Source organism: Rhodoplanes azumiensis (genome assembly GCF_042682915.1).
In the GTDB taxonomy this organism is placed as follows: domain Bacteria; phylum Pseudomonadota; class Alphaproteobacteria; order Rhizobiales; family Xanthobacteraceae; genus Rhodoplanes; species Rhodoplanes azumiensis.
This window is the reverse complement of the sequence record NZ_JBHUIW010000002.1, coordinates 345,768-368,637: the sequence shown is the minus strand read 5'-3', so window position 1 is coordinate 368,637 and position 22,870 is coordinate 345,768. Positions and strand designations below refer to the sequence as shown.

At 71.1% G+C, this 22,870-nt stretch carries 22 protein-coding genes and 2 tRNA genes; 4 read left to right on the top strand and 20 right to left on the bottom strand.

Annotated elements, in window-relative coordinates:
* Positions 1-11: 11 nt before the first annotated feature.
* From ACFSOX_RS03500 to ACFSOX_RS03465, 8 genes are all read right to left on the bottom strand, one after another.
* On the bottom strand, positions 12-1,634 hold the full coding sequence (locus tag ACFSOX_RS03500; protein WP_378476395.1) for an NTP transferase domain-containing protein: 1,623 nt from the start codon (positions 1,632-1,634) through the stop codon (positions 12-14).
* Positions 1,631-2,353: an XdhC family protein gene (locus ACFSOX_RS03495; RefSeq protein ID WP_378476394.1), complete on the bottom strand. Its 723-nt coding sequence runs from the start codon at positions 2,351-2,353 to the stop codon at positions 1,631-1,633. Before ACFSOX_RS03495 ends, ACFSOX_RS03500 begins: the two co-directional genes overlap by 4 nt.
* A gap of 7 nt (positions 2,354-2,360) precedes the next feature.
* Entirely contained in the window at positions 2,361-2,684 is a 324-nt protein-coding gene (locus ACFSOX_RS03490) for an XdhC family protein (RefSeq protein WP_378476393.1), read from the bottom strand.
* Positions 2,685-2,729: 45 nt separating this feature from the next.
* A complete protein-coding gene (locus ACFSOX_RS03485) occupies positions 2,730-3,971 on the bottom strand; it encodes a vWA domain-containing protein (RefSeq protein ID WP_378476392.1) in 1,242 nt (413 codons plus the stop codon).
* A 288-nt stretch (positions 3,972-4,259) separates the two neighbouring features.
* Entirely contained in the window at positions 4,260-5,174 is a 915-nt protein-coding gene (locus tag ACFSOX_RS03480) for an AAA family ATPase (RefSeq protein ID WP_378476391.1), read from the bottom strand.
* Positions 5,175-5,417: 243 nt separating this feature from the next.
* On the bottom strand, positions 5,418-6,218 hold the full coding sequence (locus tag ACFSOX_RS03475; RefSeq protein ID WP_378476390.1) for an FAD binding domain-containing protein: 801 nt from the start codon (positions 6,216-6,218) through the stop codon (positions 5,418-5,420).
* A 226-nt stretch (positions 6,219-6,444) separates the two neighbouring features.
* Positions 6,445-8,841: a xanthine dehydrogenase family protein molybdopterin-binding subunit gene (locus tag ACFSOX_RS03470; RefSeq protein WP_378476389.1), complete on the bottom strand. Its 2,397-nt coding sequence runs from the start codon at positions 8,839-8,841 to the stop codon at positions 6,445-6,447.
* A 99-nt stretch (positions 8,842-8,940) separates the two neighbouring features.
* Complete coding sequence (locus ACFSOX_RS03465) at positions 8,941-9,441, bottom strand: (2Fe-2S)-binding protein (RefSeq protein WP_378476388.1); 501 nt, start codon at positions 9,439-9,441, stop codon at positions 8,941-8,943.
* Positions 9,442-9,756: 315 nt separating this feature from the next.
* Between ACFSOX_RS03465 and ACFSOX_RS03460 the strand changes: the two genes are divergently transcribed.
* From ACFSOX_RS03460 to ACFSOX_RS03450, 3 genes are all read left to right on the top strand, one after another.
* A tRNA-Cys gene (locus ACFSOX_RS03460) sits at positions 9,757-9,830 on the top strand.
* 325 nt (positions 9,831-10,155) lie between these two features.
* Positions 10,156-10,362 carry a DUF1127 domain-containing protein gene (locus tag ACFSOX_RS03455; RefSeq protein ID WP_378476387.1) on the top strand — a complete coding sequence of 69 codons (207 nt, stop codon included), beginning with the start codon at positions 10,156-10,158 and terminating at the stop codon, positions 10,360-10,362.
* A gap of 258 nt (positions 10,363-10,620) precedes the next feature.
* Positions 10,621-10,695: transfer RNA gene (locus ACFSOX_RS03450), tRNA-Asn, on the top strand.
* A gap of 249 nt (positions 10,696-10,944) precedes the next feature.
* On the opposite strand, the gene ACFSOX_RS03445 is transcribed toward ACFSOX_RS03450, so the two are convergent.
* The 6 genes from ACFSOX_RS03445 to purL form a co-directional block, all read right to left on the bottom strand.
* Positions 10,945-11,217, bottom strand: a complete 273-nt coding sequence (locus ACFSOX_RS03445) for a high potential iron sulfur protein (protein ID WP_378476386.1) — start codon at positions 11,215-11,217, stop codon at positions 10,945-10,947.
* Positions 11,218-11,300: 83 nt separating this feature from the next.
* Positions 11,301-11,912 (bottom strand): hypothetical protein, encoded by a 612-nt coding sequence (locus tag ACFSOX_RS03440; protein ID WP_378476385.1) that lies wholly within the window; start codon positions 11,910-11,912, stop codon positions 11,301-11,303.
* A 153-nt stretch (positions 11,913-12,065) separates the two neighbouring features.
* Positions 12,066-12,404 (bottom strand): Grx4 family monothiol glutaredoxin, encoded by a 339-nt coding sequence (gene grxD, locus ACFSOX_RS03435; protein ID WP_378476384.1) that lies wholly within the window; start codon positions 12,402-12,404, stop codon positions 12,066-12,068.
* Positions 12,405-12,532: 128 nt separating this feature from the next.
* Positions 12,533-13,021, bottom strand: a complete 489-nt coding sequence (locus ACFSOX_RS03430; RefSeq protein WP_378476383.1) for a RidA family protein — start codon at positions 13,019-13,021, stop codon at positions 12,533-12,535.
* 303 nt (positions 13,022-13,324) lie between these two features.
* Complete coding sequence (locus ACFSOX_RS03425) at positions 13,325-13,564, bottom strand: BolA family protein (RefSeq protein WP_378476382.1); 240 nt, start codon at positions 13,562-13,564, stop codon at positions 13,325-13,327.
* Between the two features lie 68 nt (positions 13,565-13,632).
* A complete protein-coding gene (purL, locus tag ACFSOX_RS03420; RefSeq protein WP_378476381.1) occupies positions 13,633-15,849 on the bottom strand; it encodes a phosphoribosylformylglycinamidine synthase subunit PurL in 2,217 nt (738 codons plus the stop codon).
* A gap of 191 nt (positions 15,850-16,040) precedes the next feature.
* Here purL and ACFSOX_RS03415 point away from each other — a divergent pair, with 191 nt between their 5' ends.
* Positions 16,041-17,216 (top strand): DUF2865 domain-containing protein, encoded by a 1,176-nt coding sequence (locus tag ACFSOX_RS03415; RefSeq protein WP_378476380.1) that lies wholly within the window; start codon positions 16,041-16,043, stop codon positions 17,214-17,216.
* A 212-nt stretch (positions 17,217-17,428) separates the two neighbouring features.
* Here ACFSOX_RS03415 and ACFSOX_RS03410 read toward each other — a convergent pair whose 3' ends face one another.
* The 6 genes from ACFSOX_RS03410 to ACFSOX_RS03385 form a co-directional block, all read right to left on the bottom strand.
* Positions 17,429-19,213 (bottom strand): NAD+ synthase, encoded by a 1,785-nt coding sequence (locus tag ACFSOX_RS03410; protein WP_378476379.1) that lies wholly within the window; start codon positions 19,211-19,213, stop codon positions 17,429-17,431.
* Between the two features lie 111 nt (positions 19,214-19,324).
* Positions 19,325-19,846 (bottom strand): peptidoglycan-binding domain-containing protein, encoded by a 522-nt coding sequence (locus ACFSOX_RS03405; RefSeq protein ID WP_378476378.1) that lies wholly within the window; start codon positions 19,844-19,846, stop codon positions 19,325-19,327.
* Positions 19,847-19,914: 68 nt separating this feature from the next.
* A complete protein-coding gene (locus tag ACFSOX_RS03400) occupies positions 19,915-20,349 on the bottom strand; it encodes a YidB family protein (protein WP_378476377.1) in 435 nt (144 codons plus the stop codon).
* A 227-nt stretch (positions 20,350-20,576) separates the two neighbouring features.
* Positions 20,577-21,620 carry a lytic transglycosylase domain-containing protein gene (locus ACFSOX_RS03395; RefSeq protein WP_378476376.1) on the bottom strand — a complete coding sequence of 348 codons (1,044 nt, stop codon included), beginning with the start codon at positions 21,618-21,620 and terminating at the stop codon, positions 20,577-20,579.
* A gap of 82 nt (positions 21,621-21,702) precedes the next feature.
* Entirely contained in the window at positions 21,703-22,035 is a 333-nt protein-coding gene (locus ACFSOX_RS03390) for an AzlD domain-containing protein (RefSeq protein ID WP_378476375.1), read from the bottom strand.
* Positions 22,032-22,733: an AzlC family ABC transporter permease gene (locus ACFSOX_RS03385; protein ID WP_378476374.1), complete on the bottom strand. Its 702-nt coding sequence runs from the start codon at positions 22,731-22,733 to the stop codon at positions 22,032-22,034. The genes ACFSOX_RS03390 and ACFSOX_RS03385 overlap by 4 nt, the downstream gene beginning before the upstream one ends.
* Positions 22,734-22,870 lie beyond the last annotated feature (137 nt).

Here is a 22,870-nt window from a genome sequence, read left to right as displayed (position 1 = left end):
ACGCGTCCCGATCACCCGCCCTCGATCGCCGCCTTGACGGCGGCGAGCGCCTCGGCCGTGTCGACGTCGGTCGCCGCCGCGGCGGCCGCCGGCACTTCGGCGACGGCCTCCTGATACGTCGCGATCAGATTCCGCGCGCCGACGTCGCCGGTGAGCCGGCCGAGCTCGGCGAAGAAGCGGCGCGACCACACGACCGGGTTGCCGCGCTTGCCGTCCACCGTGGGGATCACGATCAGGGCGCCCTTCTCCGGATCGAAGGCGGCGATCAGCCGGTCGATCAGATCCTGATCGACCTGCGGCATGTCGCCGAGGCAGACGATGGCGCCGTCGACGTCTTCGGGCAGCGCCGCGATGCCGGCCTTCACCGAGGTCGAGAGCCCCTCGGCATAGTCGGGATTGTGGACGAAGCTGACCGGGAGGTTGGCGAGTGCGGCGCGCACGCGGTCGCGCTGGTGGCCGGTGACCACGACGATCGGCCCGGCCTGCGAGGCCAGCACCGCATCGACGACGATGCGCACCAGCGGCCGCCCACCGATCTCGGCGAGAAGCTTGTTCGGCCCGCCCATGCGGGTCGAGCGGCCGGCGGCCAGCACGACGGCGGCGACCTTGGTCCCGTGCGACGGGACGGCGGGGTGGGAGGGCTCCTCGCGCGGCTGCGGCCGCGTCACGATCTCCATCAAAAGCCCGCCGACGCCCATGCCGGCGACGTCGGCGCTCGTCACCGGAAGCCCGCACAACAAACGCGCCAACACCCAGTCGAAGCCGTTTTCCTTGGGGCTGCGGGCGCAGCCCGGCGCGCCGAGCACGGGCCGGCCGCCGACCTCGGCGATCATCAGGAGATTGCCGGGATCGACCGGCATGCCGAAGCGGGCGATGCGGCCGCCCGCCGCTTCCACGGCGGCCGGAATCACGTCGCGCCGGTCGGCGATCGCCGAGGCGCCGAACACGATGACGAGCTCGGCGCCGTCGGCGAGCACGCGCGTGATCGCCTGCGTCACGGCCTCGGTGTCATGCGGCACCTTGCGCTCGGCCACGATGGTCGCGCCGGCCGGCGCGAGGCGGTCGGCCGTGACCCGCAGCGTCTTCTCGATCACCTTGTCGGCGAGTCCCGGCAGCAGCGTCGACACGACCGCGACCTTCGTGATCCGGTAGGGCGCGACCCTCACCAGGCCGGACGACACCGCGAGCGCGGCGTCGCGGGCCGCGCCGTCGACCGCGAACGGGATGATCTTCGCGGTCGCCACCATGGTGCCGACGACCACCGGCGCGAAGGCCGGCAGGGTCGCGAAGGTGATGTCGGGATCGACGGCGTTGAGCCGATCGACCCCGTCGCGGTCGACAATCAGCACGCCGGCCGCGTCGGCGAACAGGTTGGCGCGACCCGTGAACGCCTTGTCGACCCGGATGCCCGGCCCCGCGGCCGCCGCCGCGATGGCGCCCGCCGCCGCGTCCTCGGGAACGTCGCCGGGCTCCAGCCGCGCGACGACGATCTCGTCGACGCCGGCGGCCTCCAGGGCGGCCATCTCGGCGGCTCCGATCACGGTGCCCTTCTTCAGCACGAGGCCGCCCTGGCGGACCGTGTGCACCACGATGGCACCCGTCGCCGCGGCGACCGGGACCGGACCGAACTTCATGACGGGGCCTTCTCGCGGGCCGGTGTTCCGGCGGCCGCCGTCGCCGGCAGGCGCAGCCGCGCCGTGATCTCGGCGAGAATCGACACGGCGATCTCGGGCGGCGACACGGCCCCGATGGAAAGCCCGATCGGCGCGTGGATGCGTGCGATCGTCGCCGCGTCGAGACCGGCCGCCGTCAGCCGCTCGACCCGACGGGCATGCGTCTTCTTCGAGCCGAGCGCGCCGATGTAGAAGCAGTCGCGCGCGAGCGCGTGCAGCAGCGCCGGGTCGTCGATCTTGGGATCGTGGGTGAGCGCCACGAAGGCCGTGTAGCGGTCGACGTTCAGGGGCGGCAGCGCCGTGTCGGGCCAGTCGGCGATCAGCGGCACGTCGGGAAACCGCTCCGGGCTCGCGAAGGCCGTGCGCGGATCGACGATCGTCACGTCGTAGCCGAGCATCCTCGCCATCGGGGCGAGCGCCTGGCTGATGTGGACGGCACCGGTGATGACGAGCCGCGGCGGCGGCACGTGAACGGTGAGGAAGACGCGGCCCTGGTCGGTCTCCGCCATGCCGCTCCTGCCGGTGCGCAGATGCTGGTCGAGCAGCGCGGCGAGCGGATCGGCCGGGGCGTCCACGGCCCGCACCAGCCGCTGCGCCCCGGTCGCCACGTCGGTGACGACGATCACGGCCCGGCGCGCCGCCCGCTCGGCGTTCAGGCTTTTGAGGATCTCGAGCTTCACGGCGCCGCTACTCCACCTTCTCCACGAAAACCCGGATGGTGCCGCCGCAGGAGAGGCCGACCTTCCAGGCGGTCTCGTCGGCGACGCCGAACTCCAGCATCTTGGGCGCGCCGCTCGCGATCACGTCGAGGGCCTCGGACACCACGGCGCCTTCGACGCAGCCGCCCGAGACCGATCCGAGGAAGCGCCCCTCCTCGTCGATCACCAGGTTGGAGCCGACCGGCCGCGGCGCCGAGCCCCAGGTCTCGACCACGGTGGCGAGCGCCACGCCCTTGCCCTCGGCCCGCCAGGTCTCGGCGGCCTCGAGAATGTCCTCGTCGCGTGCCAGCATTTTTCGGCTCCTTGGCTCGGCGTGCCGCCCTCGACGTCGGGCGGATCAGGCCGCGAGACCGCGGCGTCCGGCGCCGGTCCGCCCGAGCACCGCGCCCGGCTCGGAAAGGGCCTGCACCAGGGCCGCCATGCTGTCGAGATTGTGGATCGGACGGAATTCGTCAACATGCGGCAGCATGGTGCGGATGCCGCGCGCCTTCGCCTCGAAGCCGTCGAAGCGCAACAGCGGGTTGAGCCAGACGAGTCGGCGGCACGAGCGATGGAGTCGATCGATCTCGAAGGCGAGGCGTGCATCGGTGTCGCGCTCGAGCCCGTCGGTGATCAGGAGCACCACGGCGCCCTGCCCCAGTACCCGGCGCGCCCACTGCTTGTTGAAGGTGGCGAGCGAGGTGGCGATCCGGGTGCCGCCCGACCAGTCCGGCACGGCGGCCGAGCAGGCGGCGAGCGCCGCATCCGGATCCTTGGTGCGCAGCGCCCGCGACACGTTGGTGAGCCGCGTGCCGAACAGGAACGAGTGGACCCGCGTGCGCGCGTCCGTGACGGCGTGGAGGAAGTGCAGAAAGAGCCGCGTGTACTCGCCCATCGAGCCCGACACGTCGAGCAGCGCGACCAAGGGCGGCGTGCGCTCCCCCGGGGCGAGCCGCTTGAGGTCGACGACGGCGCCGCCGCCGCTCAGGCTCGCCCGCAGGGTGCGGCGCATGTCGATGCGCCGGCCCCGGCGGTCCGGCACCAACCGGCGCGTCCTCACCATGTCGAGCGGCAGCACCATGCGGCGGATCGCGGCCTGTGCGGCCGCGATCTCGGCCGCGCTCATCTGGGCGAAGTCCTTGCGTTGCAGAAGCTCGGCGTCGCTCGCCGTCAGCGTGGCGACGATCTCGGTCTCGCGGATCTCCGGCTTCAGCTTGCTCTTCACACCCTCGAACAGCGCATCGTTGACGCGCGCCGCCGCCGGCTTCGGCGTCTCGGGCGCGCCGCCCGGCGCCTGCGGCATCATCAGGCTCATGAGCTGCTCGAGATAGCCGCGTCGGCGGAAGAAGATCCGGAACGCCTGGTCGAACACGGCGGCGTGCTCGCGCCGCTTCACCAGGACGGCGTGCAGCGTCCAGTAGACGTCCTCTCGGGTGCCGACGCCGGCCGCCCGCAACGCCTCGACGGCGTCGATCACCGCGCCGGGTCCGACCGGCAGCCCGGCGCGGCGCAGTGCGCGGGCGAAGTAGACGATGTTGTCGGCGAGGCGGCCGGAGGTGGCGCCGTCACCGCTTTTGTCGGGGGACCGCTCGTCGATCATCGGGCGCTGTACCCCTCTCCCCAACCCTCCCCCAACACAAGTCGGGCCTGCCCGACTTGTGCACGATGATGCGCAACCCGAGCGAGCCCGGGTTGCAGGGGGGAGGGAGCCGGCTGCGGCAAGCGACCGCTAAAGAGTACAACAACAAGCGCAAGTCCTACCCGATGCCCGCACCCGCCGAGCAGACAAGGGCAGCGGCTCCAGCGTTCCCTCCCCCCTTGTGGGGGAGGGACAGGGAGGGGGGTGAGCCCAGAATTCATGCACCGCCTCGCACGCACACGAGCGAGCTCACTCCGCCGCCGTCATGTCGGCGCGCAGGGCCGCGATCAGCTCGCCGGCGCGAGACCCCTGCAGACGCGCGATGTCGTCCTGGTACTTCAGCAGCACGCCGAGCGTGTCGGACACCGTCGCCGGATCGAGCGCGACGGCGTCGAGCTCGGTCAGGGCGCCGGCCCAGTCGAGCGTCTCGGCGACGCCCGGCGCCTTGAACAGATCCTCGCGCCGCAGCGCCTGGACGAAGCGCACGATCTCCTCCGACAGCGTCGCGGAGATGCCCGGCACCTTGGTGCGGACGATCGCCACCTCGCGCTCGGCGCTCGGATAGTCGACCCAGTGATAGAGGCAGCGGCGCTTGAGCGCGTCGTGGATCTCGCGCGTGCGGTTCGACGTGATCACGACGATGGGCGGGGCCGCCGCCTTCACGGTGCCCATCTCCGGCACCGTCACCTGGAAGTCGGCCAGCACCTCGAGCAGGAACGCCTCGAAGGCCTCGTCGGTGCGGTCGAGCTCGTCGATCAGCAGCACCGGCGCGCCGCCGGTGTCCGGCTCCAGCGCCTGGAGGAGCGGCCGCTTGATGAGGAAGTCTTCCGAGAAGATGTCGTGGGTGAGCCGCGCCCGATCGACCGTGCCCTCCGCCTCGGCGAGCCGGATCGCGATCATCTGCGCCGCGTAGTTCCACTCGTAGACGGCGCTGCCGACGTCGAGCCCCTCGTAGCACTGCAGCCGGATCAGCTTTCGTCCGAGCGTGGCGGACAGAACTTTCGCGATCTCGGTCTTGCCGACCCCGGCCTCGCCTTCCAGAAAGATCGGCCGACGCATGCGCAGCGCCAGGAACAGCACGGTCGCCAGCGACCGGTCGGCCAGGTAGTCGGCTGTCGCGAGAAGACTCTGGGTCGCGTCGATCGACGCGGGCAGGTTGGTCAACGGAACGTCCTTCAACGTGGCTTCGATGCGCGGCGGCGAGTATGCCCCGAACCCTCTCCCTGAGGGAGAGGGTCAGGCGCGAGCGCAGCTCGCGACCGGGGTGAGGGTTTACGGCGTCCGTCGGATGGCTCGGCCCCCCTTCACCCGGACTTCGCGCCTGCGGCGCGAACCCCGACCTCTCCCCGCTGGGGAGAGGCGAACGGAGAGCGCCGTGGGCAAGAAGCCGCACGCGAGACGCCGCCCTCACCCGTTGGCGGCGGCGACGGCGCGGCGGGCCATCACGCCGATCAGGTGGGCCCGGTACTCGGCGCTGGCGTGGATGTCGCTCGCGAGCCCGTCCTCCGGCACCGTGATCCCATCCAGGGCCGCCGGCTCGAAACGCGCGGTCAGCGCCGCCTCGAACTCGGGCAGCCGGAAGGCGCCCGAGGTGCCGGCGCCGGTGACGGCGACGCGCACGCCGTCGGCGAACTTCGCCACGAACACGCCGACGATGGCGTAGCGCGACGCCGGGTTGCGGAATTTCTGGTACGCCGCCTTCTGCGGGACCGGGAAGCGCACCTTGACGATCAGCTCGTCCGGCTCCAGCACGGTCTCGAACAGGCCGGCGAAGAAGTCGTCCGCGGCGATCTCGCGCTTGGTGGTGACGATGGTGGCGCCGAGCGCCAGCGCCGCCGCCGGATAGTCGGCGTTCGGGTCGTTGTTGGCGAGCGAGCCGCCGAGCGTGCCGCGGTGGCGCACGGCGGGATCGCCGATCAGCCCGGCGAGCGCGGCGAGCGCCGGGATCGCCTGCTGCACGACCGGAGACACGTGCACCTCGGCGTGGCGCGCCACGGCGCCGATCGCGAGCAGATCGCCCTCCATGGCGATGCCGTTCAGCCCCGCGATCTTGTTGAGGTCGACGAGGTCCGAGGGCGAGGCGAGACGAAACTTCATCATCGGCAACAGGCTCTGCCCGCCGGCGATCGGCTTGGCGTCGCCGTTCTCGGCGAGCAGCGCCGTCGCCTCATCGAGCGCGCGCGCGCCGTGATAGGTGAATTCGTACATCCGTCCTCTCCAGTCCGACGACCGACCTGCCGTTTCTTCACCTCTCCCCGCCATGCGGGGAGAGGTCAACGTTCGCGCGCGAAGCGCGAATGTCGGGTGAGGGGGCGTCGTGGATACGGAGGCGCCCCCTCACCCGACTCGGACCTTCGGTCCGAGCCACCCTCTCCCCGCACGCGGGGAGAGGGAACACCGGCGCCTCACTTTGCCCCGGCAATCTCGCACCACCCTACTCCGCCGCCTGGGCGCGTGGACGACGCTGCAGCACGCGCCACACCGTCAGCGCGCTCGCCGGCATCGGCACGTCCTCGGTGCCGAGCGCGTCCGTCACCGCGTTCATCACGGCGGCCGGCGCCGCGATGGCGCCCGCCTCGCCGCAACCCTTGATGCCGAGCGGATTGCCCGGGCACGGCGTCACGGTGGTGTCGACGACCAGCGGCGGCAGGTCGACGGCGCGCGGCATCACATAGTCGTTATAGGAGCCGGTGACGAGCTGGCCGGACTCGTCGTAGACGGCCTGCTCCATCAGGGCTTGGCCGATCCCCTGCGCGATCCCGCCATGGACCTGGCCCTCGACGATCATCGGGTTGATGACGTTGCCGAAGTCGTCGACCGCCGTGAACCGCTCGACGCTCACGCGCCCGGTCTCCGGATCGATCTCCACCTCGCAGACATGGCAGCCGGCCGGGAACGTGAAGTTCACCGGATCGTAGAAGGCGCCTTCCTTCAGGCCCGGCTCCAGCTCCGCACCGGAGAACTTGTGCGCGATATAGGCGTTGAGCGCGACCTCGCCGAAGGTGGCCGCCTTGTCGGTGCCGGCGACCTTGAAGGCGCCGTCCTCGAACACGATGTCGGTCTCGGCCGCCTCCAGCATGTGGGCCGCGACCTTCTTGGCCTTGGCCTCGACCTTGTCGAGCGCCTTGACGATCGCCGACATCCCGACCGCGCCGGAGCGCGAGCCGTAGGTGCCCATCCCGAACTGCACCTTGTCGGTGTCGCCGTGGACGATCGAGACGTTGTCGATCGGGATGCCGAGCCGGTCCGACACGAGCTGCGCGAAGGTCGTCTCGTGCCCCTGCCCGTGGCTGTGGCTGCCGGTCAGCACCTCCACGGTGCCGGTCGGATTGACCCGCACCTCGGCGGATTCCCACAGGCCCACGCCCGCCCCGAGCGAGCCGACCGCCTGGCTCGGCGCGATGCCGCACGCCTCGATATAGGCCGAGAAGCCGATGCCGCGCAGCTTTCCGCGCGCCTCCGACTCGCGCTTGCGGGCGCCGAAGCCCTGGTAGTCGGCGAGCTGAAGGGCCTTGTCGAGCGAGGCGGCGTAGTCGCCGCAGTCGTAGCTCATGATCACCGGCGTCTGGTGCGGGAATTTTCGGACGAAGTTCCGCCGGCGCAGCTCGGCCGGATCGAGCCGCAGGCGCCGGGCCGACACCTCCATCAGCCGCTCCACCACGTAGGTCGCCTCGGGGCGCCCCGCGCCCCGATAGGCGTCGACCGGAACCGTGTTGGTGTAGACGGCGTCCACGGTGCAGTGGATCGCCGGGATCGCGTACTGGCCGGACAGCAGCGTCGCGTACAGATAGGTCGGGATCGACGACGAGAAGGTCGACATGTAGGCGCCGAGATTGGCGATCGTCCGCACCCGCAGCCCGAGAATCCTGCCGTCGCGGTCGAACGCCATCTGGGCGTGGGTGACGTGATCACGACCATGCGCGTCGGCGACGAAGGCCTCCGAGCGGTCGCAGATCCAGCGCACCGGCCGGCGCACGCGCTTGGCCGCGGCGAGCGCCACCACCTCCTCGGCATAGATGAAGATCTTCGAGCCGAAGCCGCCGCCGACATCGGGCGCGACGACGCGCAGCCGGTGCTCGGGCGCGACGCCGACGAAGGCGGAGAGCACGAGCCGGGCCACATGCGGGTTCTGCGACGTGTTCCACAGCGTGAAGCTGTCGCTGCCCGGATCCCATTCGGCGAGCGCGCCGCGCGGCTCGATGGCGTTCGGCACCAGGCGGTTGTTGACGAGGTCGATGCTGGTCACGCTGGCGGCGCGCGCGAAGGCGTCGCTGGTCGCCGCGGCGTCGCCGAGCTGCCAGTGGAAGATCGTGTTGTTCGGCGCGACCTCGTGGAGCTGGGGCGCGTCGTCGCGTTGCGCGGCGGCCGGATCGACCACGGCGGGCAGCTCCTCGTAGTCGATCACGACCGCCTCGGCGGCATCGCGCGCCTGATCGAGCGTCTGCGCGACGATCGCCACCACGGGCTCGCCGACATAGCGCACCCGGTCGATCGGCAGCGCCGGATGCGGCGCCATCTTCATCGGCGAGCCGTCGGTCGAGTGGATCATCCAGCCACACACCAGGGGCCCGAGCTTGTCGGCCGCGAGATCCTCGCCCGTGATCACGGCGAGCACGCCGGGCAGCCGCGAGGCGTGGCCGGCCTGGATGCGGACGATGCGGGCATGCGCGTGGGTCGAGCGCAGGAAGTGCAGGCAGGCCTGGCCGGGCCGGTCGATGTCGGCCGTGTAGCGGCCGTTGCCGGTGACGAAGCGGAAGTCCTCCTTGCGGCGCACGGGGGCGCCGATGCCGGTCGCCCCGTTGCCGCTCGGCTTCTGTCCGGTTCCGCTCATGCGCGTCCTCCCGTGAGCGTCCTCGTCCCCGGGCGGCCGCTCTCCGGCGGCCTTCGCCGGCGACGCGATGTGAAGCTGGTCCGCGCCGCTTCCCTGTCGCTACTCCGCCGCCTGCTGGCGCGACGAATCGCCGTCCGCCATGGCGCGGGCGCCGGCGGCGATCGATTTCACGATGTTGTGGTATCCGGTGCAGCGGCAGAGATTGCCCTCGAGCTCCTCGCGGATGGTGCGGTCGTCGAGCGCGTGACCCTTGCGGCGAACGATGTCGAGCGCCGTCATGATCATCCCGGGCGTGCAGTAGCCGCACTGCAGGCCGTGATTCTGGCGGAACGCCTCCTGCATCGGGTGCAGCGTGTCGCCGGTCGCGACGCCCTCGATGGTCAGCACGTCGGCGCCCTCGGCCTGCACGGCCAGCATGGTGCAGCTCTTCACCGCGAGACCGTCGACATGGACGACGCAGGCGCCGCATTGCGACGTGTCGCAGCCGACATGCGTGCCGGTCAGCCGCAGCGTCTCGCGCAGGAACTGCACCAGCAGAGTGCGGGAATCGACCTCGGCCTGCACGGGCTTGCCGTTCACGGTCATCGACACGACAGGCATGGCACCTCCGACGCGCTCCCGGACCGATGCGGACGCCGGCGCCCGCCGCGGCACCGCCCCTCGCATCGTCGTATCTGGAATTTTACGAAGTGTGGCCCGCCCTCGCCGTCACGGTCAAGGGCGAGGTCGGAATCGCTCCAGGGCGGCGCACCGGCGCCTCGCCTCCGGTGACGTGACGGGCGGCCGCGCGGGGTCGGCGGCCGCTCGGCTCGCGATTGCGGTTGCATGTTCGGCCCGAGCCGCTAAACATGCGGCCGCCGAGTCCGGCTCGCCGGGCGCGGTGGTGCGACTGTCGTGCGCGGCGGGTCGCCCGAAGGCCACGTGGCGGAGTGGTTACGCAACGGTCTGCAAAACCGTGTACGCCGGTTCAATTCCGGCCGTGGCCTCCACTCACCTCTCCCTCCTTTCCATCCGTTTCCGGACCTTTCCTCTCGCCGTCACCCCGCGCCGGATGCCGGTGCGCGTCTCCGCGCCACCGCTTGGCGGGAAGCGACTTGCGCCGAATCACGTCCTCCGCCATGCCGCGGCCGGGACGATCGACATGCGCCACCGTCGCGAGAGGACGGCGCCGACACTCGCATCGGTTAATTCGTCGATAACATGGCCGGTCCGAGCCATGCGGCAGGGTGATGCTGCTATGCAGCAATTTTGCTGTGACGGCGCGAAAACCCGAGCTATATCAACCCCACGAAGATGATTTCACACGGTGGGACCATGTCGATCACGTATTCGGCCGGGCGCCGCGCCCGGCGCGGTGTCGTGGCGTTCCTGCGCGAGGTCGCGGCCGCCGTCGGAGAGGGCCGCGAGCTGGTGTCGCGCTACAAGGCCCTGGAGACCAAGACGGATCGCGAGCTGTCGGCTCTCGGGCTGACCCGCGAGGATCTGCCGCGCGTCGCCGTGCAGGGCTGGAAGAAGCACTGAACCCGGATTCGAGTCCCGGAAAGGCCGCTCGGGCGGCGTCGGTTCGGCTCCGGATCCGCCGGCCGCGACGATGCCCCCTCCGCACCGACTCGCGGCCGGTCGGAGACCCCTCCGGCCCGAGCGAGTGGTTCGCCGGCGGTGGCGAGCCCTGCCCACCGGCGCGGCCCGAGACATTCACAGGCGCCCCCCCCGAATTGGCTTGGCAACCGCCCCGGGGTTTTGTTATACGCCCACCTGCCTGAGCCGTGAGGCACGTGTTCCCCGGTAGCTCAGCGGTAGAGCAACCGGCTGTTAACCGGTTGGTCGCTGGTTCGAATCCGGCCCGGGGAGCCACCTCGCCTCGTCGACGTCCGACGAGGCGCGAAGCCAGTCACGGTTCGTGCGAAGAAGGCCCGCCCCCGTGGCGGGCCTTTCGCGTTCCGGGCACCCTCGGCCGCCGCCTCGGGTTCGCACCACCGGCCGGAACGACAAAGGCCGCTCCGGATGGAGCGGCCTCGTCTCGTGATCGGGCGACTTTCGTGATCGGGCGACTTTGGAGCCGGAGCGACGCTGGCGCCGTGGCGGTTGTCCCGCCGGCTGGGCTCACTTCTTGCCGACGTAGATCCGGCACCAGCCCTTCGGGTCGATCTTGCCGTCGACCGTGGCGCAGGCGTCCGGCGGACGCCAGTTGGTGCAGTTGTCGCACTGCTTGCCGTCCTTCGGCGTGTCCTGATAGGCGACGGCCTTCTGAGCCATCTTGGCGGACGCTGTCGTCACGCCGGCGCCGAGGACGGCGGCGGCACCGGCCGCCGTGGCGGCGGTCTTGAGGAGACGACGGCGGTCGAGATCGGTCGGGTTGCGCATACGGAGATCCATTCAAGAAACGTTGTCTGGAATGACTCAACTGTGCGCCGACGATCTTACACGATCCTTACAATGCTTCCAATCTGAGTGGCGTATTAATACCGTCGAGCCGGCGTCCCGGTGGCCGCCGCCTCGGCCGAGAGGCCGGCGCGCGCAGCCGCGGACGGCACGACGAGCCTCGACACCAGCACGCCGATCAGGGTGACGAGACTGCCGACGCTGACCGCGTTGACGATCAGCATGCTCGCCTGCTGATCGGCCGGAAAGGTCACCAAAGGCGGGCCGAGGCGGTCGACCAGCCAGACGTAGGCGACGAAAGGCAGCGCCAGCACGGGCAGCGACAGGAGCCGCTCGTGCGGCCGCACCAGCGCAGCGGCGAGCAGCGCACAGGGGACGAGAAACAGCTCGAGCCCGCTGTCGCGCCCGACCGCCTTCACGGCGATCAGAGTGTTGGCGACCCCGACCATCGGCAGCAGCAGCCGGCCCGCCAGCGAGCTGCGACGCGCCACCGCCGGCACCGCCACGAAGAACGGCGTCGAGAGGAGCGTCAGCCACACCGGCCAGGCGGCGAACCCTGCGATGGCGTGCAGATAGAGCGGATAGAAGGGCTGGTTGCCGACCACGACCAAGGCGACGGTCGCGGCGACGCCGGCGAGCGGGTCGTCGACGGTCGCATAGGCGCGCAGGCGGGCCAGATGGTCGCGCATGGATCCTCCGGGCGTGACGACCGGTTACGCTCGGCGCGGCCCGGCCGATCACGCCGGCCCGGACGTCGTCCCGCCTCACGACGAAAAAGGCCGGAGCCCGTCGGCTCCGGCCTGTCCCGCGAGATCGCGTGTCGCACCCGACGTCGGCCCGGCTCAGCTCGCCGCCGGTGCCTTCACCGCGATGCCCTTGTCCTTCATGAATTGCTGCAACTCGTTGGCCTGGAACATCTCGCGGACGATGTCGCAGCCGCCGACGAACTCGCCCTTGACGTACAGCTGCGGAATCGTCGGCCAGTTGGAAAAATCCTTGATGCCCTGGCGGAGATCGTCGTTCTCCAGGACGTTCAAGCCCTTGTAGGGCACGCCCAGATAATCGAGGATCTGCACCACCTGGCCGGAGAAGCCGCACATCGGGAACTGCGGCGTTCCCTTCATGAACAGCACGACGTCGTTCGACTTCAGCTCGTTCTCGATGAATTGCTTGATGCCCATGGTCGCGTCCCTGGAGGCCGGCCACCCAAGCGCGACCGGACCCGAATTATCGCTCTATGTAATCGCAGTTCGCCCGGCGCACCAAGCCCCTCGGCGCGACTGTGACGATTCGGTTGCTGGATTTGCGTTCACTTTTTCGCGGGGGCGTAGAACGTGCCCTCGATCTCGCAGATGTCGTCCTGGTTCAAGCGGTCGACCTCGACGATGGTGCGGGGCGGATAGGGCCCCTTCCCCCACAGCTCTTCCTGGACCTTGTTCACCAGCGGCCGAAATCGGAACATGTCGGTGACGTAGACGACCAGCCGCACCGCGTCACGCAGCGTCGCGCCTTCCGACTCGGCGATCAGCTTCATGTTCATGAAGGCTTGGCGGATGCGCGCCTCGTCGCCGGCGACGAGCGTGTTCGCGGCCGGGTCGATGCCGCGCATGCCGGCCACGTAGACGAAATCGCCCGCCCGGGTGCCGAGCGCCCAGGTGCCCGTGGTCTTGATCGCGCCGGCCGGCGCCAGGGTCTTGACGCCGTTGGGAGACAGATCCTGGGCGGCGGCGGTCGCCGTGTGGCCGAGCGAGAGCAGGCAAGCGAGCGCCGCAGCCGCGGCGAAGCCGATCCGAGTCATGTCACCTCCGGGGGTTTTCCGACGCGGCGAACGCCGCATCCCCGCGGAAGCAAGCCACGAGCCAACCGCGTCATTCGGGAGTGGCGCAGGCTGCGCGATGGCATTGCCGATCCCGGTCGTCCCGGGGCGGCGCGTCGCCGCCGAGCCCGGGATCCATACGCCTTGTGTCTCGTGAGCCGCCAGCACCGGGAGTGTGGATTCCGGGCTCGCGGACCTGCGGTCCGCGCCCCGGAATGGCGACCTCCGCAAACCGTCGTCGGCCTGGACGATGACGATCGAGATGCCGAATTGCTCGCCGCCCGTTCAGCCCTTCTGCGGCGCCGAGGTCTGCAGGGCGAGCGCATGGAGGGCGCCGCCCATCTCGGCCTTGAGGGCCTGGTAGACGAGCTGATGCTGCTGCACCCGCGTTTTGCCGCGAAACACCTCGGAGACCACGGTCGCGGCGTAATGATCGCCGTCGCCGGCCAGATCCCGGATCGTCACCTCGGCGTCCGGGATGTGGCGCTTGATCAGAGCCTCGATGTCGTGCGCATTCATCGGCATGGCGGTCTTCGCACCCTTCGGTCGCGGCAGCGGTCCCGGTCACACGGGACGGGTTGGACGATTTCGGCTCACATCGTGCCGCCGGCCATGTAGGCGGGCAGCCAATGCTCGAACCTCTCGGTCAGACCCTGTAATTGAAGCGGGCGCTCACCGGAAATCGAAAGTGCGTGCCCGCCCGTGGTCCCCAGCCGCTGCACCGGCACGCCGGCGGCCTCGGCACGCGCCACGATCGCGGCGGCGGCCTCCGCCGACGCCGTGACGACGTAGCGGGCCTGGTCCTCGCCGAACCAGTAGGCATGCGCCGGCACGGCGCCCGACACGGTCGAATCGAGCTGCGCCCCGATGCCGCCCGCCATCGCCATCTCGGCGACCGCGACCAGCAGGCCGCCGTCCGACACGTCGTGCACGGCGGTGACGAGGCGGTCGGCGATCAGGCCGCGAACGAGGTCGCCGTTGCGCTTCTCGACCGCGAGGTCGACCGGCGGCGGCGCTCCCTCCTCCCGGCCGTAGAGATCGCGCAGCCACAGCGACTGGCCGATCCAGCCGGTCGTCGCGCCGAGCACCAGGATCGTCTCGCCGGCCGCCTTGAAGGCGACGGTCGCGCTCTTGGCGAAATCGTCGAGCACGCCGACGCCGCCGATCGTCGGGGTCGGCTGGATCGCCCGGCCGTTGGTCTCGTTGTAGAGCGACACGTTGCCGGAGACGACCGGGAAGTCGAGCGCCCGGCACGCCTCGCCGATGCCGGCGATGCAGTCGACCAGCTGGCCCATGATCTCGGGCTTCTCGGGATTGCCGAAGTTGAGATTGTCGGTGACGGCGAGCGGCCGCGCGCCGACCGCGGTGAGGTTGCGCCACGCCTCGGCGACCGCCTGCTTGCCGCCTTCGAACGGGTCGGCCTCGCAGTAGCGCGGCGTCACGTCCGTCGTCATCGCCAGCGCCTTCGGGCCGTCGAGCACCCGCACCACGCCGGCATCGCCGCCCGGGCGCTGCACCGTGTTGCCCATGATGATGTGGTCGTACTGCTCCCACACCCAACGCTTGCTGCACAGGTCCGGCGCCCCGATCAGCCGCTCCAGCGCGCCCGGGATGCTGGTCTCCGGCTCGACCGAGGCCGGGTCGAGCACGGCGGGCTTCGGCGTGCGCACATGTGGACGATCGTAGACCGGCGCCTCGTCGCCGAGCTCCTTGATCGGGAGATCCGCCATCACGACCCCGTTCCGCTTCACCACGAAGCGCTTCGACGGGTTGGTCTCGCCCACCACGGCGAAGTCGAGGCCCCATTTGCGAAAGATCGCCTCGGCCTCGGCCTCCTTCTCGGGCTTCAGGACCATGAGCATGCGCTCCTGGCTCTCCGAGAGCATCATCTCGTAGGCCGTCATGCCGGTCTCGCGGCACGGCACCTGGTCGAGGTCGAGCGTGACGCCGAGGTCGCCCTTCGCCCCCATCTCGACGGCCGAGCAGGTGAGGCCGGCCGCGCCCATGTCCTGGATGGCGACGACGCAGTCCTTCGCCATGATCTCGAGGCACGCCTCGAGCAGCAGCTTCTCCGAGAACGGGTCGCCGACCTGGACGGTCGGGCGCTTCGCCTCGGCCTCGTCGTCGAACTCGGCCGACGCCATGGTGGCGCCGCCCATGCCGTCGCGGCCGGTCTTGGAGCCGAGATAGACGATCGGCATGCCGACGCCCGAGGCGGCCGCATAGAAGATCTTGTCGGCCTCGGCGAGGCCGAGCGCGAAGGCGTTGACCAGACAGTTGCCGTCGTAGCTGCGATGGAAGCGCATCGAGCCGCCGACGGTGGGCACCCCGAAGGAGTTGCCGTAGCCGCCGATGCCGGCGACGCAGCCGGCGACGAGGCGGCGCGTCTTCGGATGGCTCGGCGCCCCGAAGGACAGCGCGTCGAGGCAGGCGATCGGCCGCGCCCCCATGGTGAAGACGTCGCGCAGGATGCCGCCCACCCCGGTGGTCGCACCCTGATAGGGCTCGATGTAGCTCGGGTGGTTGTGGCTCTCCATCTTGAACACGGCGGCGAGCCCGTCGCCGATGTCGATGACGCCGGCGTTCTCGCCCGGTCCCTGGATCACCCAGGGTGCGCTCGTCGGCAACGTCTTCAAGTGGATCTTCGAGGACTTGTACGAGCAGTGCTCGTTCCACATGGCCGAAAAGATGCCGAGCTCCGTGAAGGTCGGGGTGCGGCCGATCAGGGCGACGATGCGGTCGTACTCGTCGGGCTTCAGCCCGTGCTGGGCGATCAGCTCGGGGGTGATCTTCGGCTCGGTCTGGCTCACGGGAGACGCCTTCATATGCTGCACCGCTTCGGGGCAGAGGCATCGCGCGGCACCGCCCCGGCGTCAACCGCGAACCGCACCGCGGGAGGCGGCGGCCCGGGACGGCGGCCCCGGTTCAAACTTTGGACACCATTCCGGCGCTCTGCTCCCCGGGGACAGGGCCGGATCGCGGCCGTGCGGACGAGGGCGGAATGGCGAGAGGGGCGAGCCGGCTTCGCCGGCTGGGAGCGGGACTCGCGGTGGCGGCGGCCGCCGGCGGCGCCGCGCTGGCGCAGGGCTATCCGCAGCCAGCTTATCCCCAGCAGGGTTACCCGCAACAAGGCTATCCGCAACAGGGCGGCCAGCCGGGCTACGGCCAGAACCCCGTCTGCACCCGGCTCGAGGCGCAGCTCGGCATGCTCAATCGCGGCGGCGGCGACCCCGCCCGGGCCGAGCAGTCGCGCCGCTACGAGGACGCGATCGCCAAGCAGACCGCCGACCTCGACCGCATGATCGCCCAGTCGCGCCGGCTCGGCTGCGAGAGCAACCCGTTCCTGTCGCTGTTCAGCAACCAGCCGGCCGAATGCCGGCCGCTCGGCGGCCAGATCCAGGACATGCGCGACCGCATCACCCGCTCGCAGGCCGAGCTGCAGCGCATCCAGGGCGGCGGCGAATCGGAAGGCCAGAAGCAGGCCGTGATCGCCGCGCTCGCCCAGAACAATTGCGGCCCGCAATACCAGGCCGCCGCCAACCAGAATCGCGGCCTGTTCGGCGGCCTGTTCGGCAGCAACCCGGCCCTGCCCTCGCCCGACGGCCTGCAGGCCTCGACCTACCGGACGCTGTGCGTGCGCACCTGCGACGGCTACTACTTCCCGATCTCGTTCCAGACCAACCCGTCGCGCTTCGCCGACGACGAGCAGGCCTGCCAGAAGCTTTGCCCGGCCGCCGAGGTGCAGCTGTTCACCCACCGCAATCCGGGCGAGGAGATCGGCCAGGCCGTGTCGCTCGCCGGCCGCGCCTACAGGGATCTGCCGACCGCCTTCAAGTACCGCACCAGTCTCGATCAGCAGGCGTGCTCGTGCCGCAAGCCGGGCCAGAGCTGGGCCCAGGCGCTCGGCGTCACACCCGACACCACGATCGAGCGCGGCGACATCGTCGTCACCGAGGAGAAGTCGAAGGCGATGGCGCAGCCGCGCACCGACGCGCAAGGACGGCCGATCCCGGCCGCCCGCAAGCCGGCGACCGGCCCGGGGACATCGGGGGCGACGGCGGCCGGCGGACCGACGCCGGGCGCCGCGACGGCCCCCTCGGCCGACGCCTCCGCCGGCAGTAGCCCGGCGACGCCGATCCGCAATGTCGGCCCGACCTACGTGCCGGCGCAGCGCTAACCCTTCCTTTCAGCTCTTCGCAGCGGGACGCATCGACGGATCGGGGTCGTTCCGGCGCGGCGTGCAGCGCCGAACCCCGAATCCAAGTCCCCGGTCCCAGTGGCTCGAGGCAGACAAGGCGTATAGGGCTCGGCGCTGACGCGCCGCCCGGGAACGACGGAGCCAAACGGGACCGCAGGCGCATTGCGCCACGCCCGGGACACGCGCCCCCTCTAGAAATCCATCGCGGTGCTGCCCGCCGCGGCGGCGGCGACGCGGGTCGATTTCGGCTCGGAGTTCTCGGGCGGCGGCAGCGGAACGCCGGGATCGCGGAACCGGTTGGTGATCGGATAGCGGCGGTCGCGACCGAAGTTCTTCAGCGTCACCTTCACGCCGGGCGCGGCCTGGCGGCGCTTGTACTCGGCGAGGTTCAGCATGCGCTCGACCCTGACCACCATGTCGCGGTCGAAGCCGTCGGCGACGATGCGGGCGATCGGCTCCTCGCGCTCCACGAGGCGCTCCAGCACCGCATCGAGCACGTCGTAGGGCGGCAGCGAATCCTGGTCGGTCTGGTTCTCACGCAGCTCCGCGGTCGGCGGCCGCACCAGGATGCTCTCCGGGATGACGATCCCGTCCGGCCCGAGCGCGCCCTCGGGCTTCCAGGAATTGCGCCGCGCCGACAGCCGGTAGACCTGGGTCTTGTAGAGATCCTTGATCGGGTTGAAGCCGCCGTTCATGTCGCCGTAGAGAGTCGCGTAGCCGCACGACATCTCCGACTTGTTGCCGGTGGTGACGACCATCAGCCCGTGCTTGTTCGACACCGCCATCAGGATCACGCCGCGGGCGCGCGCCTGCAGATTCTCCTCGGTGACGTCGCGCGGCAGGCCGGTGAACAGCGGAGCCAGCGCCGCCTCCAGGCCCTCGACGGCCGGGGCGATCGGCAGCACGTCGTACTTGACGCCGAGCGCTTTGGCGACCGCGGCCGCATCGGTCTTCGAGATGTCGGACGTGAACCGGTAGGGCAGCATCACGCAGCGCACCCGATCGGGTCCGAGCGCGTCCACGGCCATGGCGGCGCACAGCGCCGAATCGATGCCGCCGGAGAGGCCCAGCACGACGCCGGGAAAGCGGTTCTTCTCGACGTAGTCGCGCAGGCCCAGCACGCAGGCGGCGTAGTCGGCCTCGTCGTCCTCGACCAGCCGCGCGACCGGGCCGCCGGCGCAATGCCAACCGGCGGCACCGCGCTCCCACACCGTCGTCGTGACGCATTCGCGGAAGGCGGGGAGCTGGAAGGCGAGGGAGCGGTCGGCGTTGAGCGCGAAGGAGGCGCCGTCGAAGACGAGCTCGTCCTGGCCGCACACCTGGTTGACGTAGAGGAGCGGCAGGCCGCTCTCGGTGACGCGCGCCACGACGACGGCGAGACGCTGGTCGGCCTTGTCGCGGGCATAGGGCGAGCCGTTCGGCACCAGAAGGATCTCGGCGCCGGTCTCGGCCAGGCACTCGACGACGTCCTCGTAGTCGCCCCACTCGGTCCAGATGTCCTCGCAGATCGGCACGCCGAGGCGCACGCCCCGCACCGTCACGGGTCCGGGCGGTGCGCCGGGCGCGAAGACGCGGCGCTCGTCGAAGACGCCGTAGTTCGGCAGGTTGACCTTGAAGCGCACCGCCGCGACGCGCCCGCCGTCGAGCAGGCAGTAGGCGTTGTGCAGCTTGCCGTCGTCGGCCCAGGGCGTGCCGATGAGCACAGCGGGGCCGCCGTCCGCGGTCTCGCGCGCCAACGCCTCGATGGTCGCCCGGCAGGCCGCCTGGAAGGCCGGCTTGAGCACCAGATCCTCGGGCGGGTAGCCGGCGAGGAACAGCTCCGGGAAAGCGACGAGGTCGGCGCCCTGGGAGGCCGCCTCGCGGCGGGCGCGGCGCACCGTCTCGGCGTTGCCGTCGAGGTCGCCGACGGTCGGATTGAGCTGGGCGGCCGCGATGGCCAGACGGTCGAGGGGGCGATCGGAGGAACTGTCGGTCATGACGTCCGATCTAGAGCATTTTCGGCCCGGTTGAAATCCGGTCGGCCGCCGGACAGTTCCGCGCCCGGCTCCGGGACGGCGCTGGCGCCGCCCCACCTGCCGCGGCGCAAGTCAGGCGCCGAAGAAGCTCTTGATGGTGCCCCAGATGCTGCGCGCCGGCGCAGGCTCGGCCGCGGCGTCGCCGGCCGCAGCCGCCGACGGCGCCCCGGCGGCCGAGCCGAGCTCGGACCGCTTCACCACGTCGGGCGTGATCTCCTTGAAGACGCCCATCTTGGCGAGCGTCGCCGGGCCGGCCATGCCGTCGGCCTCGAGCCCGTTCTTCTCCTGGAAGGCGCGCACCGCCGCCGCCGTGCCGGCGCCGAACACGCCGTCGGCCGTCACGGCGAGGGCCACCTGCAGGCGCTTCACGGTGTCGCCGCGCGAGCCGGTGCGCAGCAGCACCAGCTCGTAGAGCCCCATCTGCACGAAGGTGTCGGGCCCGGCGATGCCGTCGACCGTCAGCCCGTGCGCCTTCTGATAGTCCTGCAGCGCCTTCTCGGTGCCCGGCCCGAACCGGCCGTCGGCCTCCACACCGAGCTTCTGCTGCAACAGCTTCACCGGCTCGCCCGCGAGCCCCCGCTTGAGAACGGCCATCCGGGTCTCCCTTTATGAAACTGAGACGAGATCGATTTCAGCACTGCACCGGGATCGTGTGGCGCCGCTCAGCGCCGGCCGATGTCGTCGAGCCCGGCCTGGTCGGAGAGCGCGCCGCCCTCGTCCGGGTTCACCGCCAGCGGGTCGTCCTCCAGATGCCCGTTCGGGCTCATGCGGTCGACGGTCTGCGGCAAGTGCTGGGCGAGCACGGCCAGCAGATCCTCGATCGACAGGCCGGCCTGCTGCGACATCTGGCCGAGCTCGCGATCGCCGAGCGCGTGGCGGAGCCGGTCCGGCGACACGTCCATGTTGGCGCCCTGCCCCAGCCACGAGCCGACCTCGCGGTCGAGCCCGCCGCGGCGCAGCGCGTCCAACAAGCCGCCGAAGCCGCCGAGATCGGTCCGGCCGAGGATCTGCGAGAGAATCGACGGCAGCGCCGAGGTGTCGAGCTGCCGGAAGGCGCCTTGGACGGCGCCGGCGATCAGGCTGTCGAGCAGGCCCATGGGATCCTCCTGGTGGTCCGTTGCTTGGTCGTGGTCCGTGGCATGGGATCGGTGGTTCCGGGACGTCCATCCGGACCGGCGACGGTCGGCCGGCACAATGGCGTGCGAACGGTACGTGCAATCGACATCGGACCGCAACTTCATGACGGCCGTGCGGCGCCCGCGGGTCGCGCGCGTCGAGAGCGAGAGGGGCCCCGCCCGTCCCGCGCGGCTCGCCCGGACGGCCGTCACGGCGTCTCCGGCACGCCGCGCGAGTTCCTGAGCACCATGCAGGCGCCGCCCTTCCTCGACAGCGTCGCGCACAGGCTGGCGGCGGCGACCCGCGTCTCGACGCCGACCCGCACCTGGTAGAAGGCGCTGGGGCCGCGGCTGCGCAGCAGGGTGCGGATGATCATCGGGTCGCGGCCGTCGAGCTCGCCGCGGAATCGGCGCTCGATCGCCGCGTAGGCGGCCAGCACCTTGTCGCGCGAGAAGCCGGCGGAGAGCTGGACGCCCCACGGCTTGGCGGCGCCCTCGCGGACCCGCCGCTCCAGTTCGCCCAGGAAGAAGGTCGGCTGCCGGCTCAGCAGCGCGGCGAGTGTCGCGCAGGTCGTCTTGTCGGCGATGCCGTCCTTTCCCGAACGGCCGGCAGCCGCCCACTCCTCGGCCGACAGGCCCGTGATGGCGCGGACATAGCGCTGCGTCTCGCCGGGCAGGCCGCCGCGGCCGGCGAGCCAGTCGCGCACCCGCCGCGGCCCGGCATTGTAGGCGGCGGCCGCGAGCCCGAGATTGCCGAAATCCTCGCGTAGCTCGCGCAGGAACTCGGCCGACTTGGGTAGCGCCGCCACCGGGTCGAACGGGTCGAGCAGACCGCGCTCGGCCGCCGTGTAGGGCATGAACTGGGCGATGCCTTGGGCGCGGTGGCCGCGCCGCGTCATCGGCCCCTCGATATGCGGCCGGAACCGGCTCTCCTGCCAGATCAGCCGGGCGAAGAAGGACAGCGGCAGGTCGTTCGCCCGCGCGGCCGATTCGAGGATCAGGCAGATCGAGTCCATGGCCGAGCCGGGCTTTTCGGCCGGCTTCTCCGCCTCCTTGCCACCCGCGCCTGCCGGCGCCGGAGCCGCGTCCGGTGCCGGTGCCGCCGCCGGCGGCGCTGACGCCGGCGGCGGCCCCGCGGACGCCGCCGGTGGCGCCTCGGGGACCGCCGGTGGGCCGTCATCCGGTGCGGCCATGGCCGGGGCCGGCCCCGACACGAGCCCGGCGAGCAGCAGGATCGGCGCGATGCAACGCATGGTCGTCTCCCGCCGCCTCGTGTGGCCGGAAAAAGCGTCGGGAATGCGAACGCGCCGCCGCGTATCGCGGGCGCGGCCCGGCTCAGCGCACCAGGAGATCGACCGCCATCAACGCGAGCGTCCCGACGACGATGCCAGCGAACACCGATTGGCGAAACAAAAAGAAGGCGACCATCCCGACCGCGGCGGCGCCGAGCCGGATCCACAGCGGCACGCCGGCCAGCGCGCCGGGCGCGAAGACGACGATCTTCGCCACCACGCCGGTGAGGATCGCGGTCGCCACGGCCCGCACCCAGACCAGCACCTCGGAGGTCTCGTCCAAGCCGCGCGAGAAGGCGACGCCGAGCCAGCGCCACATCTCGTTGGGCAGGAACCCGACGAGGACCAGGAGCAGATAGGGCCACAGCTCGCTCATGCCCGCGCCTTCGCCAGGCGGCGGACCAGATAGGCGCCGGTGCCGCCGATCAGGCCGGTCCACATCAGGTCGAGGCCGACGCCGAGCAGCACCAGGACGGGCGCCAGGACGAGGCCGGCGACCGCCGCGACCCGGTCCGAGATCATCTTGCTCGCGCGGACGACGGAGACCAGGAACGACAGCGGCGTGAGGAACAGGAGGCCGGCGACCAGCGGCTCCGGCAGCACCCGGGCGAAGTAGTATCCGGCGATGGTCGCCGCCGTGGCGCCGCCGATCAGCGCCGTGCCGATGCCGTTGGCGAAGGGAATGCGCTCCTCGACCGGACGGCGCGGCGCGAGGCGCAGCGACTCCATCCACATGCTCACCGCCGTGTAGTGAGCGGCGAGCAGCACGCCGGCGAGGCTCGAGGCGCGGGTGCGCAGGATCGGCAGCAGCGCCACCACCATCGGCAACAGCCGCACGCCGGTGAGCGTGACGGCGACCGCCACCTCGAGCGGCGGCGCGCCGGCGCCGAGCGCCGTGATCATGATCACCTGCGCGGGCGCCGCCCACACCACGAGCGTCGACAGCACCACCCAGACGACCGAAAAATCGAGATCGTGGGCGAGCGCGCCGATGCTGATATAGGTGCCGACCAGGACGATCTGGAACACCGAGGTCGCGCCGACCCGGAGCCCCGCCAGGAACCCGTCCCGCACGGGTGTCCCGCTCCGGCCGGATGACCCGTCTCGCGCGGGCGTGCCGTCCCGCACCGCCGGGCCGCCGCCTCCCTGTTCGTCCTGCACCATGACGGCTCTGTCCCACAGCCGCCGGCACGGCGCAATCGGCTTCGCGA